This is a genomic window from Amycolatopsis sp. lyj-23, from assembly GCF_046549135.1.
Lineage (GTDB): Bacteria > Actinomycetota > Actinomycetes > Mycobacteriales > Pseudonocardiaceae > Amycolatopsis.
Window position 1 is genome coordinate 569,389 of the sequence record NZ_JAJPWN010000002.1, and the last position, 18,326, is coordinate 587,714.

Annotated in this window: 9 protein-coding genes; 3 read left to right on the top strand and 6 right to left on the bottom strand. The window is 74.0% G+C overall.

Going from position 1 to position 18,326, the window contains the following annotated elements:
- Positions 1 to 27: 27 nt before the first annotated feature.
- From ACLJPY_RS05280 to ACLJPY_RS05300, 5 genes are read right to left on the bottom strand one after another with little or no spacing between them, the layout of a single operon-like run.
- A complete protein-coding gene (locus ACLJPY_RS05280; protein ID WP_410586875.1) occupies positions 28 to 1,194 on the bottom strand; it encodes a glycosyltransferase in 1,167 nt (388 codons plus the stop codon).
- The gene (locus ACLJPY_RS05285) at positions 1,194 to 2,000 is read right to left on the bottom strand and encodes an alpha/beta fold hydrolase (protein ID WP_410586876.1); all 807 of its coding nucleotides are present in this window, start codon (positions 1,998 to 2,000) and stop codon (positions 1,194 to 1,196) included. Before ACLJPY_RS05285 ends, ACLJPY_RS05280 begins: the two co-directional genes overlap by 1 nt.
- Positions 1,997 to 2,302 carry an acyl carrier protein gene (locus ACLJPY_RS05290; RefSeq protein ID WP_410586877.1) on the bottom strand — a complete coding sequence of 102 codons (306 nt, stop codon included), beginning with the start codon at positions 2,300 to 2,302 and terminating at the stop codon, positions 1,997 to 1,999. Before ACLJPY_RS05290 ends, ACLJPY_RS05285 begins: the two co-directional genes overlap by 4 nt.
- Positions 2,299 to 6,582 (bottom strand): beta-ketoacyl synthase N-terminal-like domain-containing protein, encoded by a 4,284-nt coding sequence (locus ACLJPY_RS05295; protein ID WP_410586878.1) that lies wholly within the window; start codon positions 6,580 to 6,582, stop codon positions 2,299 to 2,301. Before ACLJPY_RS05295 ends, ACLJPY_RS05290 begins: the two co-directional genes overlap by 4 nt.
- Positions 6,583 to 6,587: 5 nt before the next feature.
- A complete protein-coding gene (locus ACLJPY_RS05300; protein ID WP_410586879.1) occupies positions 6,588 to 13,385 on the bottom strand; it encodes an SDR family NAD(P)-dependent oxidoreductase in 6,798 nt (2,265 codons plus the stop codon).
- Positions 13,386 to 14,148: 763 nt separating this feature from the next.
- Between ACLJPY_RS05300 and ACLJPY_RS05305 the strand changes: the two genes are divergently transcribed.
- Complete coding sequence (locus ACLJPY_RS05305; RefSeq protein WP_410586880.1) at positions 14,149 to 15,258, top strand: threonine synthase; 1,110 nt, start codon at positions 14,149 to 14,151, stop codon at positions 15,256 to 15,258.
- Positions 15,255 to 15,881 (top strand): transcriptional regulator, encoded by a 627-nt coding sequence (locus ACLJPY_RS05310; RefSeq protein WP_410586881.1) that lies wholly within the window; start codon positions 15,255 to 15,257, stop codon positions 15,879 to 15,881. The genes ACLJPY_RS05305 and ACLJPY_RS05310 overlap by 4 nt, the downstream gene beginning before the upstream one ends.
- A gap of 1 nt (position 15,882) precedes the next feature.
- Here the strand turns inward: ACLJPY_RS05310 and ACLJPY_RS05315 are convergent, their stop codons facing one another.
- Complete coding sequence (locus ACLJPY_RS05315) at positions 15,883 to 16,788, bottom strand: glutaminase (protein ID WP_410586882.1); 906 nt, start codon at positions 16,786 to 16,788, stop codon at positions 15,883 to 15,885.
- A 125-nt stretch (positions 16,789 to 16,913) separates the two neighbouring features.
- On the opposite strand from ACLJPY_RS05315, the gene ACLJPY_RS05320 reads away from it, so the two are divergent.
- Positions 16,914 to 18,305, top strand: coding sequence for an amino acid permease (locus ACLJPY_RS05320; protein WP_410586883.1), 1,392 nt, complete (start codon positions 16,914 to 16,916; stop codon positions 18,303 to 18,305).
- Positions 18,306 to 18,326 lie beyond the last annotated feature (21 nt).

Below are 18,326 nucleotides of genomic sequence, written 5' to 3' on the forward strand. Positions count from 1 at the left end.
GTCCATTTTTCTGTGTAAACAACAACTTCAGAGCGAAAGGTGTGCCAGGCTCTCCAGCGCCAGCTGCTCCAGGGCTCCCGCGGCCGCACCGCTGCCGCCCGCCGCGCGGAACGAGGCCGCCACCACTTCGGCCGCACGGCGGTACGACGGCTCGGTCAGGACCTCTTCGACCGCCGTCGCGATGCGAAGGGCGTCCGCGCGGCCGAACCGCAGGCGGACGCCCGCCCCCGCCGCGACCACCTGGGCCGCCACGATCGGCTGGTCGTCGCGGATCGGGGCCACCACCAGCGGGAGCCCGTGCCACAGCGCTTCGCAGACGGTGTTGTGGCCCGCGTGGCACAGCACCGCGTCGACCTCGGACAGCAGCGCCAGCTGCGGGAGGTGCGGCCGCACCAGGACGTTCGGCGGGACGTCGCCGAGCACGCCGCCCGGGTCGGCGATCACCGCCCGCGCGGGCCGTCCGGCGAACGCCTCCGCCGTCGCCGTCAGGAACCGCGCGCCCGCCGAGGTGTTCGCCGTGCCGAGGGACACCAGGACCGTCGGCCGCGGCGGGTCGAGCCACTCCCACGGGAAGTCCGCGGTGGACGGCCGCGGGCCGAGGGCCGGTCCGACGAGCCGGACCGAGGGCGCCACGGTGGCCGGGCCGAGCAGTTCGCGGGTGGTGAAGGCGAGGACGCCGTGCGGCGAAAACCGCGGGTCCGCCTCGCCGCGGCCGCCGGCGAGGCGCGCGCGCAGCCCGTCGAGCAGCGCGGCGACCCACTCCCCGACCTTCGGCATCCCGGCCAGGGGGTCGACGAGCTCGGCCGACGTCGTCGCGGAGGTGACCCACGGCAGGCCCGCCGCCTCGGCGAGCAGGCCACCGGCCAGTGCCTGCTGGTCGGCGACCACGACGTGCGGCTCGAAGGCGTCGAGGGCCGCGGCCACGCCGGGGGCCATCGCCTCGGCCAGCGGGACGAGGAAGTCCTGCCAGAGGAACCGCAGCGCGGCCGGGCCCGTCAGCTCGGCCGGGCGCGTGGGCAGGTCGCCCGCGGCGCAGGAGAACACGAGCGCCGCCGGGCCGGCCAGCTGCCACAGCAGTTCGTCGTGGCCCGCCCAGGCCACCTCGTGCCCGCGCGCGCTGAGCTCGGCCGCCACGCCGACGGCCGGGTTGACGTGCCCGACGAGCGGCGGGACGACGAAGAGGAACCGGGCCACTACCGCACCCGCGCCTGCGTGCGCGCGGTGTCGCGGACCCACCCGGAGATCAGCTCGGTGACCTCCGCGGTCCGCTCGACCAGCACCGAATGCCCCTGGTCGGGCAGCACGACCGTGCGGCACGCCGTCAGGTGCGCCTCGAAGTGCGGCACCTGCGCCGCCAGGCCGGAATCGCCGCCGAAGACGGCGAACACCGGGCAGCGCACGGCCGACAGGTCCGCCGCGATCGTCGCGCTGCGCGGGATGTCCTCGGCGATCGTGGTCGTCTGCAGGATCCGGTTCGCGGCCTTGGACAACCGGGCGGTGTGGGCACCGTGGTGCTCGGCGATCCAGCCGATGACCTCGTCGATCGCCAGCCGGGTCTTGGCGTCGGCCAGCCCGTCGGCCATGTGCCGCGTCCACTCCTCGGTCGGCGGTTCGCCCTCGATCACGACCACGCTGGCCACCCGGTCGGGGCGGGCGGCGGCCAGCCCCAAGGCCACCGAGGCGCCGAAGGAGTTGCCGACGACGTGCACCGGCCGGGTGATGTCGCAGGCGTCGAGGACCGCGACGAGGTCGTCGACGAACCGTTCCAGCTGGTAGCCGGACGGCGGCCGGGTCGTGCGGCCGTGCCCGCGCAGGTCGTACATCAGCACGTCGAGCCCCCGCTGGGCGAAGGCCGGGCCGAGGGTGAAGTAGTAGCTGGCCAGGCTGTCGGTGAGCAGGCCGTGGACGCACACCACGATCGGGGCGTCGCCGTCGAGCGGGACGTCCGGGGTGAGGCGCTGGACGTGCACGTCCAGCTCGCCCGCGCGGATCCGGCTCACGCCGTCGCCCGCAGGGAGGCGACGATGTACCGGACGAGCTCGCCGACGGTCAGCGCGATGATCTCGTCGAGGTCGCGCTCGGCGATGAAGGTCGCGAAGTTGACGCGGTCGCCGTAGTGCTCGCGCAGCTGCCCGGACAGCGCCACCAGGTCGACGCTCTCCAGCTCCAGGTCGTCGTGGAACGTCGTGTCCATGGTGATTTCGGCGTCGTCCAGCCCGTACTCCTCGAGCAGCTCGCGCAGCATCTCGCCGAGCTGGGCGAGCACGGCCGCCTCGTTCGCGGCCGTCGTCTCGATGCTCATCCGGCAGTCTCCTTCGTCTCTTCGGTCCAGGCGACGACGTAACGGCGTGGCGGCGCACCGGGCGGGTTCTCGACGTCGGCACAGCACACGCGGTACTCGCGGCCCGCGACGCGGACAGTCAGTTCGTCCGGCGTCGCCGCGACGACCGCGAAGTCGTGCGGCTCACCGCGCAAGCCGGTGCCGCGCAGTTTCGCCACGGCCTCCTTCGCCGTCCAGAACCGGGCGAACCACCGCTCCGGGTCGCCGGACAGGCTCGCGAACAGCGCCAGCTCGCCCGCGCCGAGTGCGGCCTCCACAGTGGACTGCGAGCGGGGCACGACCTCTTCGACGTCGATGCCGCACGGCCCGTGGCGGGCGATCGCCACCCCCGCCTCGGCGCGGTGCGCCACGGAGATCGTCAGCGGCGGCAGGGCCCGGCCGTAGGCGCCGGTCGCGAACGGACGACTGGCCTCGTCGTTGCCGATGCGCAGCTCCGCGGGGTACATCTCGGCTTCGCCGCCGGCCCAGAGGAACTGGCGGACGGCGTCCTTGGCCGCGATCCGGCCGAGCAGCCACTGGCGCCGCCCGCGCGGCGGGCGCCGGTCGTAGGCGTCGCGCTCGGGCCCGGCGAGGTAGTTGCGCATGATCAGTTCGCGGGTGGCCAGGTCCGGCCACTGCTCGTGCACCAGCGCCCAGCCGCCCGGCTGCCCGACCGACAGCGTCGAGCGCTCGGGCGTGCGGTCGGCCTGGCGGATGTGCGCCGTGCTGTCGAACCGGCGGTCGCGCCAGCCGGTGAACTCGGCCCACACCCGGCCGTCGCGGACGAGCTGCATGTCGGCGTCGAGGAACTCCTCCGTCAGCCCGGTGATCCGGACCAGGCACTCCAGGCGCTCCCCCGGCGCGGGGTGCGGGCCGTGGAACCGGATTTCGCGCATGGCGACCGGGAAGACGGTGGTCCGCTCGGGCAGCCGCGACATGATCCAGTAGCCGAGGACCTGGCCGACGTTGTCGAGCAGGGCACCCGGCGCGGGCGGCGTCGTCAGCACCGCCCGCACGTGGCGTTCGCCGACGGCCGTCAGCTCGGTGACGCCCTGGAACCGCGGGCCGTGGAACATCCAGCGTTCGTCGTACAGCTGCGCCGCGGTGGTCTCGGGCACCTGTTCGGCCGACGCGGGGAACCGCCACGGCGCGGGTGCGCCTGCCGGGTGCTCCGGCGCGAGTTCCACCACGGCCTGCGAGTAGCCGGCGAAGGCCGCGTGCACCCGGTCGGTGCCCTGCGGCCGCACCCGCACCGGCACGGTGACCGCCGGGACGGCGGTGATCCACTGGCTGAGCCGGACGTCGTGCACGGCGACCGCGTGCCGTCCCGGCGCGGCCTGTTCGGCGAACCGCATCAGGTGGTCGATCACCGTGGTGGCCGGGACGACCGGCCAGCGGTCACCCGGGTCGGCGTGGGGCGGCTGCTTGAAGAAGCAGTGGTCGAGCAGGTACGGCATCGATTCGAGCGACACCGTCAGCGTCGTGTCCAGCGCTCGTGGCGGCGGGAGGCGGCGCGCCGGCCCGGTGAGGACGGTGGACGCCAGCTCGGCCGTGTCCGCCAGCAGCGCGGCGAACTCCGCGGCGAGCGGGCCCTGCGCGGCCAGGTCGTCCACAGTGGAGCGACGGGCGGCCGGCAGCGCGATCCGCGCGCGGACCTGCTCGTCCAGGGAGATCAGGCGGCCGCCGAGGTCGAGCTTGACCGCCTTGGGAGCGGCCGGACGCTCGCCGGGCAGGCGGGCGAAGTCGACGTCGAGGCCGTCGGCCCACAGCGCGGTCGCGACCCGGCGCAGCTGCGCCAGGCCCGGGCGCTGCCCCGAGTGCGCGGCCACGACCAGGTGCTCCTCGCCGTGCAGGGTGTCGCCGACCAGGGAGCCGAGCTGCCCGGCGCCGACCTGGACGAACGCGCGGAACCCGGCCGCGTGCAGTGCCCGCACGAGCGGGCGGAACCGGACCGGCTCCACCAGGTGGCGCACGAACAGGTCGCGGACCTCGGCTTCGCCCGCCGGGTACTCCGCCACCGTGGTCGCCGACCAGAGCGGCAGGGACGGCGGGTGCAGCGTGAAGCGTTCGGCCGCGGCGCGGATCGGGTCCAGGTACGGCCGCAGCATCGGGGTGTGGAAGCCGGACCGGAAGGGCAGCACCTGCGCCACGATCCCGGCGTCGCGGAACCGGCGCACGAGCGCGCCGACCGCGGCTTCCGGCCCGCAGATCATGGCCTGGTTCGGGGAGTTGTCGTGGGACAGGACGACGTCCGCGCGGCCGGCCAGCTGCTCGAGGACCCGCGGTGCGGGCGCGCCGATCGCGGCGAACGTGAGCCCGGGGACGACGAGCGCGTCCGGGTCGAACCCGGCGAGGAAGGCGTCGACCTCGGCTTCGGCGTGGACACCCGCGACCGCCATCGCCGTCCATTCGCCCAGGCTGTGCCCGGCGACGGCGTCCGGGGTGACGCCGAGCCGGCCGAGGGCGGCGTGCAGCAGCCTGCCCAGCTCGAACACCGCGGCGCCCTGCCGTCCGACGTCGCCGACCTCGACGTCGGCGTGCTTCCAGGGCAGGCCGAAGTGCCGGGCGACGTCACCGCAGTTCAGGGTGAGCTCCGCTTCCAGGCCGGGGAAGACGAAGGCGATCTTGCCACCGCCCGGCCCGAGCAGCGGGCGGTCGGCGAACCAGACGTCGTTGCGGCCCCGCCAGGCCCGGCCCCGGGTGAGGACCTTCCTGGCCAGGGCCAGCCGCTTCTCCGTCGGGTCGACGATGCCGAGCCGGACCGGGCCGGTCCCGGGCTCCTGGTGGTCGCCCCGGTCGAACGCCTCGCGCAGCGCCTCGAGGGTCGGCGCGGCGAGCCGCAGCACGCGTTCGGGCTCGCGCACCGCCACCGGCTTCGCGCGGCCCGGCGCCTGTTCCAGCACGACGTGGGCGTTGATCCCGCCGAAGCCGAACGCGTTGACGCCGGCCCGGCGCACCGGCGCGTCCCACGGCTCGGCCGCGCCCAGCGGGCGGAACCGGGTCCCGGCCAGCGCGGGGTGCGGGTCGTCGCAGTGCAGCGTGGGCAGCAGGACGCCGTGGTGCACGGCCAAGGCCGCCTTGACGAGCCCGGCGATCCCGGCCGCGGGCATCGTGTGGCCGATCATCGACTTGACCGAGCCCAGCACGGCGGAGCCCGCGCTGCCGAACACCTCCGCGAGGGTGGCGAGTTCCGCCGCGTCGCCGGCCGGGGTGGCGGTGCCGTGCGCCTCCAGCAGGCCGATCGAATCCGGCGCGGCCGGGTCGAGGCCCGCCGCGGCCCACGCCTGGCGGACGGCCCGGACCTGGCCGCCGGAGTCGGGACTGGCCAGGCTCGCGGTCCGCCCGTCGGAGGCGACCCCGGTGCCGGTGATCACGGCGTAGACGCGGTCGCCGTCGCGCTGGGCGTCGTCGAGCCGCTTGAGGACGACGACACCGGTGCCTTCGCCGATCAGCACGCCGTCGGCGCCGCGGTGGAACGGCCGGATCCGCTCGGACGGCGACAGCGCGCCGAGCTGGGTGAACACGCTCCAGAAGGTGATGTCGTGGCAGTGGTGCACGCCGCCGGCGAGGACGACGTCGCACCGGCCGGTGGCCAGCTCGCGCACGGCGTGGTCGACGGCGATCAGCGAGGACGCGCACGCGGCGTCCACCGTGTACGCCGGGCCGCGCAGGTCGAGGCGGTTGGCCAGCCGCGACGCGGCCAGGTTGGGCACCAGCCCGATCGCGGACTCGGGTGCCTCCGGGCCGAGCTGGTCGGTGAACGCCTGGCGGACGGCGTCGAGGCGGTCGGCATCCAGGTCCGGCAGCAGCTCGCCGAGGGTGCGGACGAGCTGGCTCGCGGTCCGGACGCGCTGGTCGAGGCGGACCAGGCCGGGGGTCAGGTAGCCGCCGCGGCCGAGCACGACGCCGACCTTCGCGCGGTCGGCGGGCAGGCGGTCCGGGCCGCCCGCGTCCGCCACGGCCTGCGCCGCGACGCGCAGCGCGATCAGCTGGTCGGGCTCGGTGGCGGGCACGGAGTTCGGCATGATCCCGAAGCCGGTGACGTCCACTTCGGCCAGTTCGTCGACGAACCCCCCGCGGCGGCAGTAGACGCGGTCGGCCCGGCGCTGTTCGTCCGGTGCGTAGTGCGCGTGGTCCCACTTGCCGGGCGGCACCTCGGTGATCGCGTCGACGCCGCCGGCCAGGTTGCGCCAGTAGCTCGCCAGGTCGGGAGCGCCGGGCAGCAGCACGGACATCCCGACGATGGCGACGGGCTGGGGCACCGGGCTCACCAGCCCGAGGCGGTGTGGACGACGGCCCCGGTGTCCGGACAGCCCCACGCCAGCTCGCGCAACAGGCCGAGGGTGCCTTCCTCCGGGTCGATCAGGGCGATGCCGCGGCGGGCGTAGTCGCGCATGAGCTCGGGGGTCACCATGCCGTCGTGTTCGCCGGTCGGCGCCCACGGTCCCCAGTGGACGGTCACCGCGCGCCCGGCGGGCCAGCGGTGGCCCAGCGTCTCCAGTGCGTCGTTGGCGGCGGCGTAGTCGGACTGGCCGCGGTTGCCCAGCGCCGCGGCGATGCTGCCGAACAGGACCACGAACTTCGGTTCGTCGGGCAGGTCGGCGGTGGCCTCGAGCAGGGTGCGGGCGCCGTCGGCCTTAGTGCTGTACACGCGCTCGAATGACTCCGGCGTCTTCTCGGCGACGAGCTTGTCCTCGATGACGCCGGCCGCGTAGACGATGCCGTCGAGGCGGCCGTGCTCGGCGTGGATCTCTTTGACCGCGCGGTGCACGGCTTCGGCGTCGAGCATGTCGACCGACTGGTAGCGCGCCGGGCTGCCGAGGGCTTCGAGCTTCGCCAGGGTCTGCCGCACCTCGCGTTCGCCCTGGATCCGGCGGACGGCTCGTTCGATTTCGGCGGGGTTCTTCAGGCCGGTGGCGATGAGGGCGGCGCGGAGGTCCTTGGCCGTTCCGGCCTGCGGGTGTTCGTCGCGGTTCGCGGGCACCGGCGTCCGGCCCAGCAGCTCGATCCGGCAGCGGGCGGCCGCGGCGAGGGTGGCGGCGAACCGGGCGGTGATGCCCTTGGCGCCGCCGACGAGCAGGACGACGGAGTCGCGGTCCAGGCCGATGGCGGCGGCTTCGGCCGCCCCGTCGCTGGCCGGGCCCGCACCGCTGCTGCCGAGCGGGCCCAGGTCCTGTTCGGTCATCCGGAACCCGCTCCGGTGGGCTCCGGTCCGCACGACGACGGGTTCCCGGTCCACTGTGGACAATTCGGCGACGAAGGCCGCGGCTTGCTCGCCGGGGGTTTCGTCCGGGTTCAGCTCGACCACGCGGGTGAGCGTGCCGGGGTACTCGCGGGCGAGGCTGCGGTGGAAGCCGCGCAGGCCCTCCCCCGGTCCGGCGGTGAGCAGCCAGCCGGGCCCGGTCGCGAGGGCGGCCTGGTACTGCGGGAAGGCGGCGGGCAGCACGGTCCGGGTGTCCGGGAGGAACAGGACGCCGTCGAACCCGGGGCGGACGTCGTCGGCGACTTCGGCGGTCGCGCCCAAGCCGGTCAGGTGGGCTCGGACCGCCGCGGCGAGCGACCCGCGCCCGATGAGGAGGAAGGCTTTCCCGGTGATCTCCGGAGTCCCGGCGGCGGCGAGCTCGGTTTCGGTCATGACCAGGCGTTTCGGCGCCACGACGAGCGGCGCGGGTTCGGCCGGTCCCGAGCGCCCCAAGGTGGCCTTCGGTGCGTCCGCCTTGGGGCGCTCGCCGTCGATCAGGCGCGCGATCGCTGCGGCCGTGCGGGCCTTGGCCAGTTCCTCGACGTCACCGCCGGTGTCGAGGTTCAGGCGGGTCGCCAGCTCACCGGCGATCTCCGCGCGCTTGATCGAATCCACACTGAGATCGGCTTCGAGGTCGAGATCCGGCTCGATCATCTCCACCGGATACCCCGTCCGCTCCCCGATCACCTCGACCACGGTCTCGAGAACCGAGGTGACCTCGGCGGGTTCGTCGCCGATCAGCGCTGCGATCGCCGCCGCCGTGCGGGCTTTCGCGAACTCCTCCACGTCGCCGCCGGCCAGTCCCAACCGGGACGCCAGCTCACCCGCGATCTCCGCGCGCTTGATCGAATCCACACTGAGATCGGCTTCCAGATCGAGGTCCGGCTCGATCATCTCCACCGGATACCCCGTCCGCTCCCCGATCACCTCGACCACGGTCTCCAGCACCGACCGCACCTGCGGAGCCACGACCGGCACGACCACTGGCTGTTCGATGACCGGCTGCTCGATGACCGGCACCGGAACCGGCGTGCGAACCACTGAAGGAGCATCGGTGCCGAGGAAGCCGAGGAGCACGTCGCGCTGGGCGGCGATCATTTCGCGGCTCGTGCGCAGGAAGTCGGCGACCATCGTTTCCGACGTCGCCGCGGCCACCGGGGCCGACGCGAGCCGGATGCGTTCCGCCGGGCGGAGGGCACCGGCCGGGATGGTGCCGTCGGCCGCCCGGAGGAGGTGGCCGTCGACCGTCCACCCGGGACGCTTCGGCCGCGGTGCCGCGAACGCGTCGACCGCGTCACGGCCGCGGAACAGCCAGCCCGTCTCGACCGCCACCCCGGACACCGCCAGCTGCGCCAGCGCACCGAGGAAGCCCGGCAGGCCGCGCCGGCCCGGCTGCTCGAACCCGACCGTCCGGTGCGGCCGGTCGCCGAGGATGGCGGCGACCTGCTTGGCCAGGACGGCTCCGGGCCCGGCTTCGACGAACACCCGCGCTCCGGCCGCGTACATCGCCTCGACCTGCTCGACGAACCGGACCGGCGCGCCCAGCTGGGCGGCCAGTTCACCGCGGATCGCGTCCGGGTCGGCCGGGTACGGCCCCGCCGTCCGGTTGCCGTACACCGGGACCGCGGGCCGGACGACGCCGATCGCGTCGAGGGCCCGGCCGAACGCCGCTCCCGCCGGTGCCACGAGCGAGCTGTGGAACGCGCACGCGACCTGGATCCGCTTCGCGCCGAGCCCGGCGGCCCGCAGGTGGCCGACGGCGGCCTCGACGTCGGCGGTGGGCCCGGAGATCACCGTCTGCTTCGGCGAATTGTGGTTCGCGAGGACGACGGACCCGAGCCCGGCGTCGGCCAGGACCTTCCCGGTCTCGGCCGCTCCCGCCGAGACCGCGGCCATCGCACCCGGGTCGTCCGCGGGCACCGCGCCGAGGATCGCCTCGGCCCGGGCGTGGCTGGCGTGCATCAGCGCTTCCGGCGTGAGCGCACCGGCCGCGGCCAGCGCCGTCAGTTCGCCGTAGCTGTGGCCGCCGAGCACGGCGGGCCGCACGCCGGCGCGGCGCAGCAGCCGGAACGCCGCCAGCCCGGTGACCCCGAGCGCGGGCTGGGCGACGCGGGTGTCCGTGACGCGCTCGGCCACCGCCTGCCGCGCCGCCTCCCCGAAGGCCGCCGGGGCGAAGACGACGTCCGCCGTCGCGGAGTCCAGGCGCAGGTACCGCTGCAGTTCCGGGAAGGTGACGAACAGCTCGGCGAACATGCCCGGCCGCTGGCTGCCCTGGCCGGGGAACAGGACCGCGACCTCGCCCGGTTCGGCCGGCCCGGCCAGGAAGACGCCCGGCGCCGCACGACCGGCCACTGCCTGCCGCAGCAACCGGACCAGTTCGTCCACACTGGACGCGACGACCGCGATCCGGCTCCGCCCGCCCGCCGCTTCCGCCCGCCGGGACGCGGCGAGGGCGAGGTCGCGCAGCCGCCACGGTTCCCGCCCCGCCGGGACGTCGGTGGCCTGCTCCAGCAGGGCCTTCGCGGCCGACTCCGTAGTGAAGGTGAACAGCTCAGCGGGCCACTCGTCCGCGGTCTGCGCGGGCGGGACGCCGTCGTGCGCGCCGAGCACCACGTGGAAGTTCGTGCCGCCGAAGCCGAACGCGCTGACCCCGGCGAGCCGCTCGGACGGCGGCGCGGTCCACGGCTGCGCCGCCGACTGGAACACGAACGGGCTCGTCGCAGCGTCCCACGCCGGGTTCGGCGCCGAGAGGTGCAGCGTCGGCGGTTTGACGCCGGTGTGCACGGCCAGTGCGGCCTTGATCAGCCCGGCCAGGCCCGCGGCGCACTTGGTGTGCCCGATCTGCGACTTGACCGAGCCGATCGTGCAGGCGCCCGGCGTGGCCCCGGCCTCGGTGAACACCTTCGTCAGCGTGCCCAGTTCGGTCCGGTCGCCGACGACCGTGCCGGTGCCGTGCGCCTCGACGAGCCCGACGCGGGCGGGCGAGACGCCGGCGTTGCGGTACGCGCGGGTCAGTGCGGTGTGCTGGCCCTCGGGACGCGGTGCCGTCAGCCCCAGCGCGCGGCCGTCCGAGGCCGCGCCGACGCCCTTGATCACCGCGTAGACCCGGTCGCCGTCGCGTTCGGCGTCGGCGAGCCGCTTCAGGGCGATGCAGGCGACGCCTTCGCCGAGCGCGATGCCGTCGGCGGCGCTGTCGAAGGTCGCCGACCGCCCGGTCGGCGAAAGGGCGTGCGCCGAGGCGAACAGCAGGTAGTCGTTGATGCCGTTGTGCAGGTCCGCGCCGCCGCAGAGGACGAGGTCGCTGGTGCCGGCGGTCAGCTCCTTGCAGGCGACGTCGACGGCGGTCAGCGAGGACGCGCACGCGGCGTCGACGGTGTAGTTCGCGCCACCGAGGTCGAGCCGGTTCGCGATCCGGCCGGCGATGACGTTGGCCAGCACGCCGGGGAACGAGTCCTCGGTGATCCGCGGCAGCCGTTCGTCCAGTTCGGACGGCAGTTCGCCCACGTAGGACGGCAGCACGCTCCGCAGGGTCATCGCGTTCGACAGGTCGCTGCCCGCCTCGGCGCCGAACACCACCGACGTGCGGGCGCGGTCGAACGCGCGGTCGGCGTACCCCGCGTCGGCCAGCGCGCGGTGGGCGGCTTCCAAGGCCAGCAGCTGCACGGGTTCGATGCTGGCCAGCGACGACGGCGGGATGCCGTACTTCAGCGGGTCGAAGCCGATCTCCGGCAGGAACCCGCCCCAGCGCGACGGCGTCCGCTCCCCCTGGCCGTCGGGGTCGTAGTAGAGCGAGGCGTCCCACCGCTGCGGCGGCACCTCGGTGACCGCGTCGGCGCCGGCCAGGACGTTCGCCCAGAACGCGGCCAGGTCGGGCGCCTGCGGGAACATGCAGGCCATGCCGACGATCGCGATCTCCAGCGGCGCGGGAGCGGGCGGTTCGGTCTCGGTGGCGCCGAACTCGGCGGCCCGCGCGCGCAGGAACGCGTTCGCGCCTGCTCCGACCGAGTGGTGCAGGCCGGCGATCGTGGTGACCGCCGAACGCAGGACGGCGACCTCGCCCGCCATGAACATGCCTTCGGCCAGCTGCCGGTCTTCGCCGACGTCCCGCAGTTCGGCGCCGACGCGCTCGATGCCCTTGCTCGCCAGGCGCAGCCGCCCGACGTTGAGCGTCTCCAGCCGTTCCCAGGCGTCCCGGCTCGGCACGCCGCGCTCGGCGAGGTCCGCCTTGATCGCCGCGTACTCCTCGGTGAACGGGCTGCGCACGCAGCGGGTGGCGTGGCCCGGCGCGGTTTCCAGGAGGTCGGTCTGCTCGGCCTCCAGGAGCCGGCGCTGGAAGAGCGGCAGCACCGCGCCCGCGTCGACGGCTTCGCGGGTGAAGAGGTAGGCGGTGCCCATCAGCACGCCGATCGCGGCGCCCCGCGCGGCGACCGGGCCGGCGAGGGCGGCCACCATCGCGGCCGAGCGTTCGTCGTGGATGCCGCCGGCGAACAGCAGCTGCAGGTCCGCGGCCGCGTCCGGCGTGGTGGCGAGGAAGTCGGCCAGGACGCCGAGCTGCGCCTCCCACAGCGGGAAGCTGGTGCGCGGGCCGACGTGGCCGCCGCACTCCGAGCCTTCGAAGACGAACTTGCGGGCGCCCGCTTCGAGGAACTGCTTCAGCAGGCCCGGCGACGGCACGTGGAGGAAGGTGGCGATGCCGGCGTCTTCCAGGGCCGCGGCCTGGGCGGGACGGCCGCCCGCGATGATGGCGTGCGTGGGCCGCAGCTCGCGGATGACCGCCAGCTGCGCGGATTTGACGTCGTCCGCGGCGAACCCGAGGACGCCGACGCCCCAGGGTGCGCCGCCGACGGCGGCGCGGGTGCGTTCCAGCACCTCCCGGGTCTGTTCGGGGCCGGAGAGCGCCAGCGCGATGAACGGCAGCGCGCCGCCTGCGGCGACCTCGGCCGCGAACGCGGGCTGGTCGCTGACCCGCGTCATCGGTCCCTGCGCGACCGGCAGCGCCGTGCCGAACACCCGGCTGCCCGCGCTGCCGGGGCCCAGCACCGCGTCCGGCAGGCGCAGGGCCTCCCCGACGGCGTCGGCCAACCCGCGCACCGCGGCGGTCACCGTGCCCCAGCGGTCGCGGAACCGGGTGGCGAGGAAGACGTCCTGGCCGGCTTCGACCGGCCCGGCGCCGCGCCGGGCCAGGACGCGGACGCCGTCGGCGACGCTCGTTTCCGAGCCGTCGAGCCCGAGCAGCGGCGTGGTGAGCGCCGAGGGCAGTTCGGCTTCCGGGAGCAGGGCGAGCTGGGTGTCGACGACGACGCCGGCCGCGCCACCCGCGACCGCGGCGGCGGCGGTGTGCGGCCCGATGCCGCCCGCCGCCCACACCGGGACGCCGGGGCCGTCGTCGGCGAGGAGGGCCTGGAGCAGCACGAACGTGCTCAGTTCGCCGACCGGGCCGCCGCATTCGTGCCCGCGCGCGACCAAGCCGTGGGCGCCCGCGGCGACCGCCCGGCCGGCCGCGGCCCGGGAGCCGACCTCGGCCAGCACCCGCCGGCCAGGGAAGTCCGCCGGGGTGCACTCGGCGTCTTCGGTCAGCAGCACGGTGGTGACGGCCTCGGGCAGGTCCGCCGACTGCGCCAGCCGGACGCCGAAGGCCGGGACGCCCCATTCGCCCAGCAGCGCGAGTTCCTCCGCGGCCGCGGTGCCCCCGGCCGTCAGGTCGAGCACGCCGAGCGCGCCCCCGCGCGCGGCGGCCGCGACCGCGCGCGCCGACGGCCATCGCAGAGGCGACACGGCGACGACCGGCCCGGCCGGCACGGAGTCGTCTTTCGAGAGACGCATGGGAACTCCCGCACACGAAAGGGTGAAGGGTAACGGGGAGTACTTAAGCGGGTTCCTTCCGCGCCGTCAACAACCCACCGCGATTTCATCGCCGGTGTTCAGAAAATTCGGGAGCGACCAGGCCGGCGGCGCAAGAATTTAACGTCACGGTCACGTTCGGCGCCTGGACGTGGAACACCATTGGCCGCGCCGCGCGGCGGTGGACCGGTTCCGCGGCGTGGTCCACCCGGCGCGCACCGCCGGACGGCGCAAGCCATCCCGCCTGGTGGACGCCGGAACTTTGACCGTTCCGGACCACGCCGACCGTCGGGTCCGGCGTTTCCCGGTGACCACCGGAGCTTATCCCGCCGGTAAAGCAGGCGTAGGGAAACGTTCGCTCAGCCGAACCGGTAAACCCCTCCGCACCGATGATCTGCGGCAATTTCCGAGGCATTGTCCGGAGCGCAGGAGGAATTGAGCGGCGAAAGCACGGAACATTCCGCCGGCCCATCCCGGGTCCACAGTGGATTGGTCACGCTTCGGGATTCTCGGTGCTCACAAGACCACGAACGAGGACGCGGGCGGCCGCGGCAGGCCCACGCGGTACGACGGCGGGTATTCGATCGACCACCACCGGTGCGCCGCCGGACCGGCGTGATCGAAATTCCCCACCTGCGCGTTACAAAGTTTTCCTGAGAAGAAGCTGAAGACATTTCGCGTACTCGGCAGTAGCGCTGGACGGTACGTCTACACTTGGACCGTTCGTCCAGACCTGGAGGTGGCGGTGGAGTACTGGTACACCGACGAGCGGACGGGAGCGCGGTACCCCGGCGACCCGCTGCGCTGGCGCGGCGACGACGGCGCCCCGCTGACCGTCGCCCCGCTGCCCGGTCTGCGCCCGGACGACGTCGACACCGGTGTCCGGTCGCTCTGGCGGTACCGGGCCGCGCTGCCCGGCGGCCTCCGCCCGGTGTCGCTGGGCGAGGGCTGCACGCCGCTCGTCCCGCAGACGTGGGACGGCACCGACGTGGAGTTCAAGCTCGAGTGGTTCAGCCCGACGGGCAGCTTCAAGGACCGCGGCTCCAGCGTCATGGTGTCCGCACTCGCCGGCGCCGGGGTGCGTGAGCTGCTGGAGGACAGCTCCGGCAACGGCGGCTCGTCGGTGGCCGCCTACAGCGCCGCGGCCGGGATCGCGGCGACCGTCCTCGCCCCCGAGGGGACGTCGCCGGCGAAGGTCCAGCAGACCCGCGCGTACGGTGCGGCCGTCGAGCTGGTGCCGGGCACCCGCGACGACACCGCCGCCGAAGCCGTCCGCCGCGCGGACCGCACGACCTACGCCAGCCACAACTGGCACCCGTTCTTCCTGCAGGGCACCAAGACCCTCGCCTACGAGCTGTGGGAGGACCTCGGCTTCCGCGCGCCCGACGCCGTCGTCACCGTGGCCGGCGCGGGCAGCATCGTGCTGGGCTGCGACCTCGGGTTCGGGGAGCTGCTGGCCGCCGGGTCGATCGAACACCGCCCGCGCCTGCTGGTCGCGCAGCCGCGGAACTGCTCCCCGATCGACGCCGCCGTCCACGACCGGGAGCCACCGCCGTTCGCCCCGACCGTCGCCGAGGGCACGGCGATCCGCCGTCCGGTGCGGCTGCCGGAGGTCGTCGCGGCGATCCGGCGTTCGGGCGGGGACACCGCGGCGATCGAGGAAGCCGCCATCGCCGCGGCCGCCCGCCGCCTGGCGTCCCTCGGGCTGTACGCGGAACCGACCAGCGCGACCGCCGCGGCGGCCATCGACGTCTTCCGCGCCCGCGGCGCCATCCGGCCGGGCGAAACCACCGTCGTCGTGCTCACCGGCTCCGGCCTGAAGGCGGCGGACAAGCTGCGGGAGCTGATCGGATGACGTCGCCGTCCGAGGACGAGCTGCTGCTGCGTGAAGCGGAGAAGATCGCCCACGCCGTCGGCCGGATGTTCCCCGGCCTGTGCGAGGTGGTGCTGCACGACCTGCGCGACCCGGCCCACGCGGTGCGCGCGGTCGAAGGCGGCCTGTCCGGGCGCGCGGTCGGCGACCCCGCCACCGAGCTCGGCCTGGCCCGCATCGCCGACCCGCGGTTCCCCGACGTCCTGCAGAACTACCCGAACCGCTTCCCGGACGGCCGCCCGGCGAAGAGCACGTCGATCGGCATCCGCAACGCACGCGGCGAGTACGTCGCGGCGCTGTGCCTGAACCTCGACGTCTCGCTGCTCGGCTCCGCGGCCCACGCCCTGACCCGCCTCGCCCGCACCGACGAACCGGCTCCGCTCACCGAGTCCCTGCGGGCCCGCACGGGTGCGGAGCTGCGCGCGTTGGTCGAGGACTACGCGACCGAGCGCGGCCACACGCCCCGCAGCCTCCCGGCGGCCGCGAAGAAGGACCTGGTGCGGTCGCTGAAGGAGCGGGGGTTCCTCGAGCTGAAGAACGCGGTGCCGGCCCTGACCGACCTGCTCGGGATCTCGCGGGCCAGCGTCTACAACTACCTGCGCTGAGTCAGAAGATCGACCAGCCGGTCAGCGTCGTGAACCGGTCGAGCGCGGCAACCCCGGCGACGGAGTTGCCGCGCGCGTCCAGACCCGGGCTCCACACGCAGACCGCGCACCGGCCCGGGACGATCGCGACGACGCCGCCGCCCACGCCGCTCTTGCCCGGCAGGCCGACGCGGTAGGCGAACTCGCCCGCCGCGTCGTACGTGCCGCACGTCAGCATCACCGCGTTGATCCGCTTCGCCGCGCTCGAACCGAGCAGGCGCGAGCCGTCGTTGCGGAGGCCGTGGCGGGCCAGGAACAACGCCGACCGGGCGACGTCGCCGCAGCTCATCGCGATCGAGCACTGGCGGACGTACTGGTCGAGCACCGACGGCACCGGGTGGCGCATGTTGCCGTAGGAGGCCATGAAGTACGCGAGCGCGCGGTTGCGGTCCGCGTGCCCGGCCTCCGAGGCCGCCACCTCGGCGTCCACGGCGATTTCCGGCCGGCCGCTTTCCTCGCGGAGGAACGTCAGCAGCGCCTCCGCCGCGTCGCCGTGCCGGGCGAGTTCGTCGGTCACCACCAGGGCGCCGGCGTTGATGAACGGGTTGCGCGGAATGCCGTCCTCGTGTTCGAGCTGCACCAGCGAATTGAACGGGTCACCCGACGGCTCGCGGCCGACCCGCGCCCACACCCCGTCACCGCGGGACAGGGTCAGCGCCAGTGTGAACACTTTGGACATGCTCTGCACCGAGAACGGCCGCTCCCAGTCGCCGACGCCGTGCACCGCACCGTCCACTTCGGCCACCGCCATGCCGAACCGCCCCGGCTCGACCCTGGCCAGCGCGGGGATGTAGTCCGCGACGGCGCCGCGGCCGACCTCCGGCGCGACGTCGTCGGCTATCCGGTCCAGCAGCGCCGCGAGATCCACGGCCGTAGCGTAGAAGGCGGGCCGGACCGGGGCGCACCCCGGGGTGCGCCGTGACCTCCGGCACACCTTAAGTCTTCCTTAGTCCGCTTGGTGACGTCCCGCACACGCTCTAGCGTCCGGTAACCATGGATTCCTCGCTGCGCACCGAAAAAGGTGAAAGCTACTCGAAAGCACTGGGCAACCGCCAAGTGCAGATGATCGCCATCGGCGGCGCGATCGGCGTCGGGCTGTTCCTCGGCGCCGGCGGCAAGCTCCACCAGGTCGGCCCGTCGCTGGTCTTCTCCTACGCGATCTGCGGGATCGCCGCCTACTTCGTGATGCGCGCGCTCGGCGAACTCGTCCTGCACGAGCCCAGTTCCGGCAGTTTCGTCACCTACGCGCGGAAGTTCATCGGGCCGTGGGCCGGCTTCGCCTCCGGCTGGATGTACTGGGTCAACTGGGCGATGACCGGGATCGCGGAGATCACCGCGGTCGCCATCTACGTCCACAAGTGGCTGCCGGACCTGCCGCAGTGGCTCACCGCGCTGGTCGCACTGGGCGTGCTGCTGGCGGTGAACCTGCTGTCGGTCAAGGTGTTCGGCGAGCTGGAGTTCTGGTTCTCGGTGGTCAAGGTGCTGGCCATCGTCGTCTTCCTGGTCGTCGGCGCCGGTTTGGTGCTGACGAGCGCGAACATCGGTGGCGCACCCGCCGGTCCGCACAACCTGACCGGCCACAGTGGACTGTTCCCGGCGGGCGTCGGCGTGGCGCTGATGACGTTGCAGGCGGTCATCTTCGCCTACTCGGCCATCGAGGTCGTCGGCATCGCGGCGGGCGAGACGAAGGACGCCCGCAAGGTGCTGCCGAAGGCGATCAACGGCGTGGTCTGGCGGATCGGCGTGTTCTACGTCGGGTCCGTGCTGCTGCTGGCGATGCTGCTGCCGTGGCCGTTCTACAGCGGCGACGAGAGCCCGTTCGTCACGGTGTTCAGCCGGCTCGGCATCCCGGGCATCGGCGACGTGATGAACGCGGTGGTGCTGACCGCGGCGCTGTCCAGCGTCAACTCCGGGCTGTATTCGACGGGCCGGATCCTGCGTTCGCTGGCCGAGGAGGGCGAAGCGCCGTCGTTCGTCAGCCGGATGAGCCGCCGCCAGGTCCCCTACGGCGGCATCCTGTTCACGTCGGTCGCGTACGTGCTGGGCGTGGTGCTGAACTACCTGGTGCCGAAGGAGGCGTTCGACATCGCCATCGCGATCGCGTCCCTGGGCGTGATCAGCACGTGGGCGACGCTGATCTTCTGCCAGCTGCGCCTGCGCCAGGCGGCCCTGCGCGGCGAGCTGGAGCGCCCGTCGTACCGGATGCCGTGGGCGCCCTACAGCGGCTGGGCGACGCTGGCGTTCCTGGCCCTGGTGGTGGTCCTGATGGGCTTCTCCGACGGCGCCGAGAAGATCGCGTTCTACTCGATCCCGGTGCTGGCGGTGGTCCTGGCGGTGGGCTGGCGGTTCATCGCCAAGCGCCGCGAACGCACCCCGGCCGCGTAACGAAACTCGTATCTCGCGTGT

Bases quoted from the DNA above. Each gene is read 5' to 3' on its own strand.
- ACLJPY_RS05290 (WP_410586877.1), bottom strand. From the start codon at position 2,302: ATGAGCATCGAGACGACGGCCGCGAACGAGGCGGCCGTGCTCGCCCAG.
- ACLJPY_RS05300 (WP_410586879.1), bottom strand. From the start codon at position 13,385: ATGCGTCTCTCGAAAGACGACTCCGTGCCGGCCGGGCCGGTCGTCGCC.
- ACLJPY_RS05310 (WP_410586881.1), top strand. From the start codon at position 15,255: ATGACGTCGCCGTCCGAGGACGAGCTGCTGCTGCGTGAAGCGGAGAAG.
- ACLJPY_RS05320 (WP_410586883.1), top strand. From the start codon at position 16,914: ATGGATTCCTCGCTGCGCACCGAAAAAGGTGAAAGCTACTCGAAAGCA.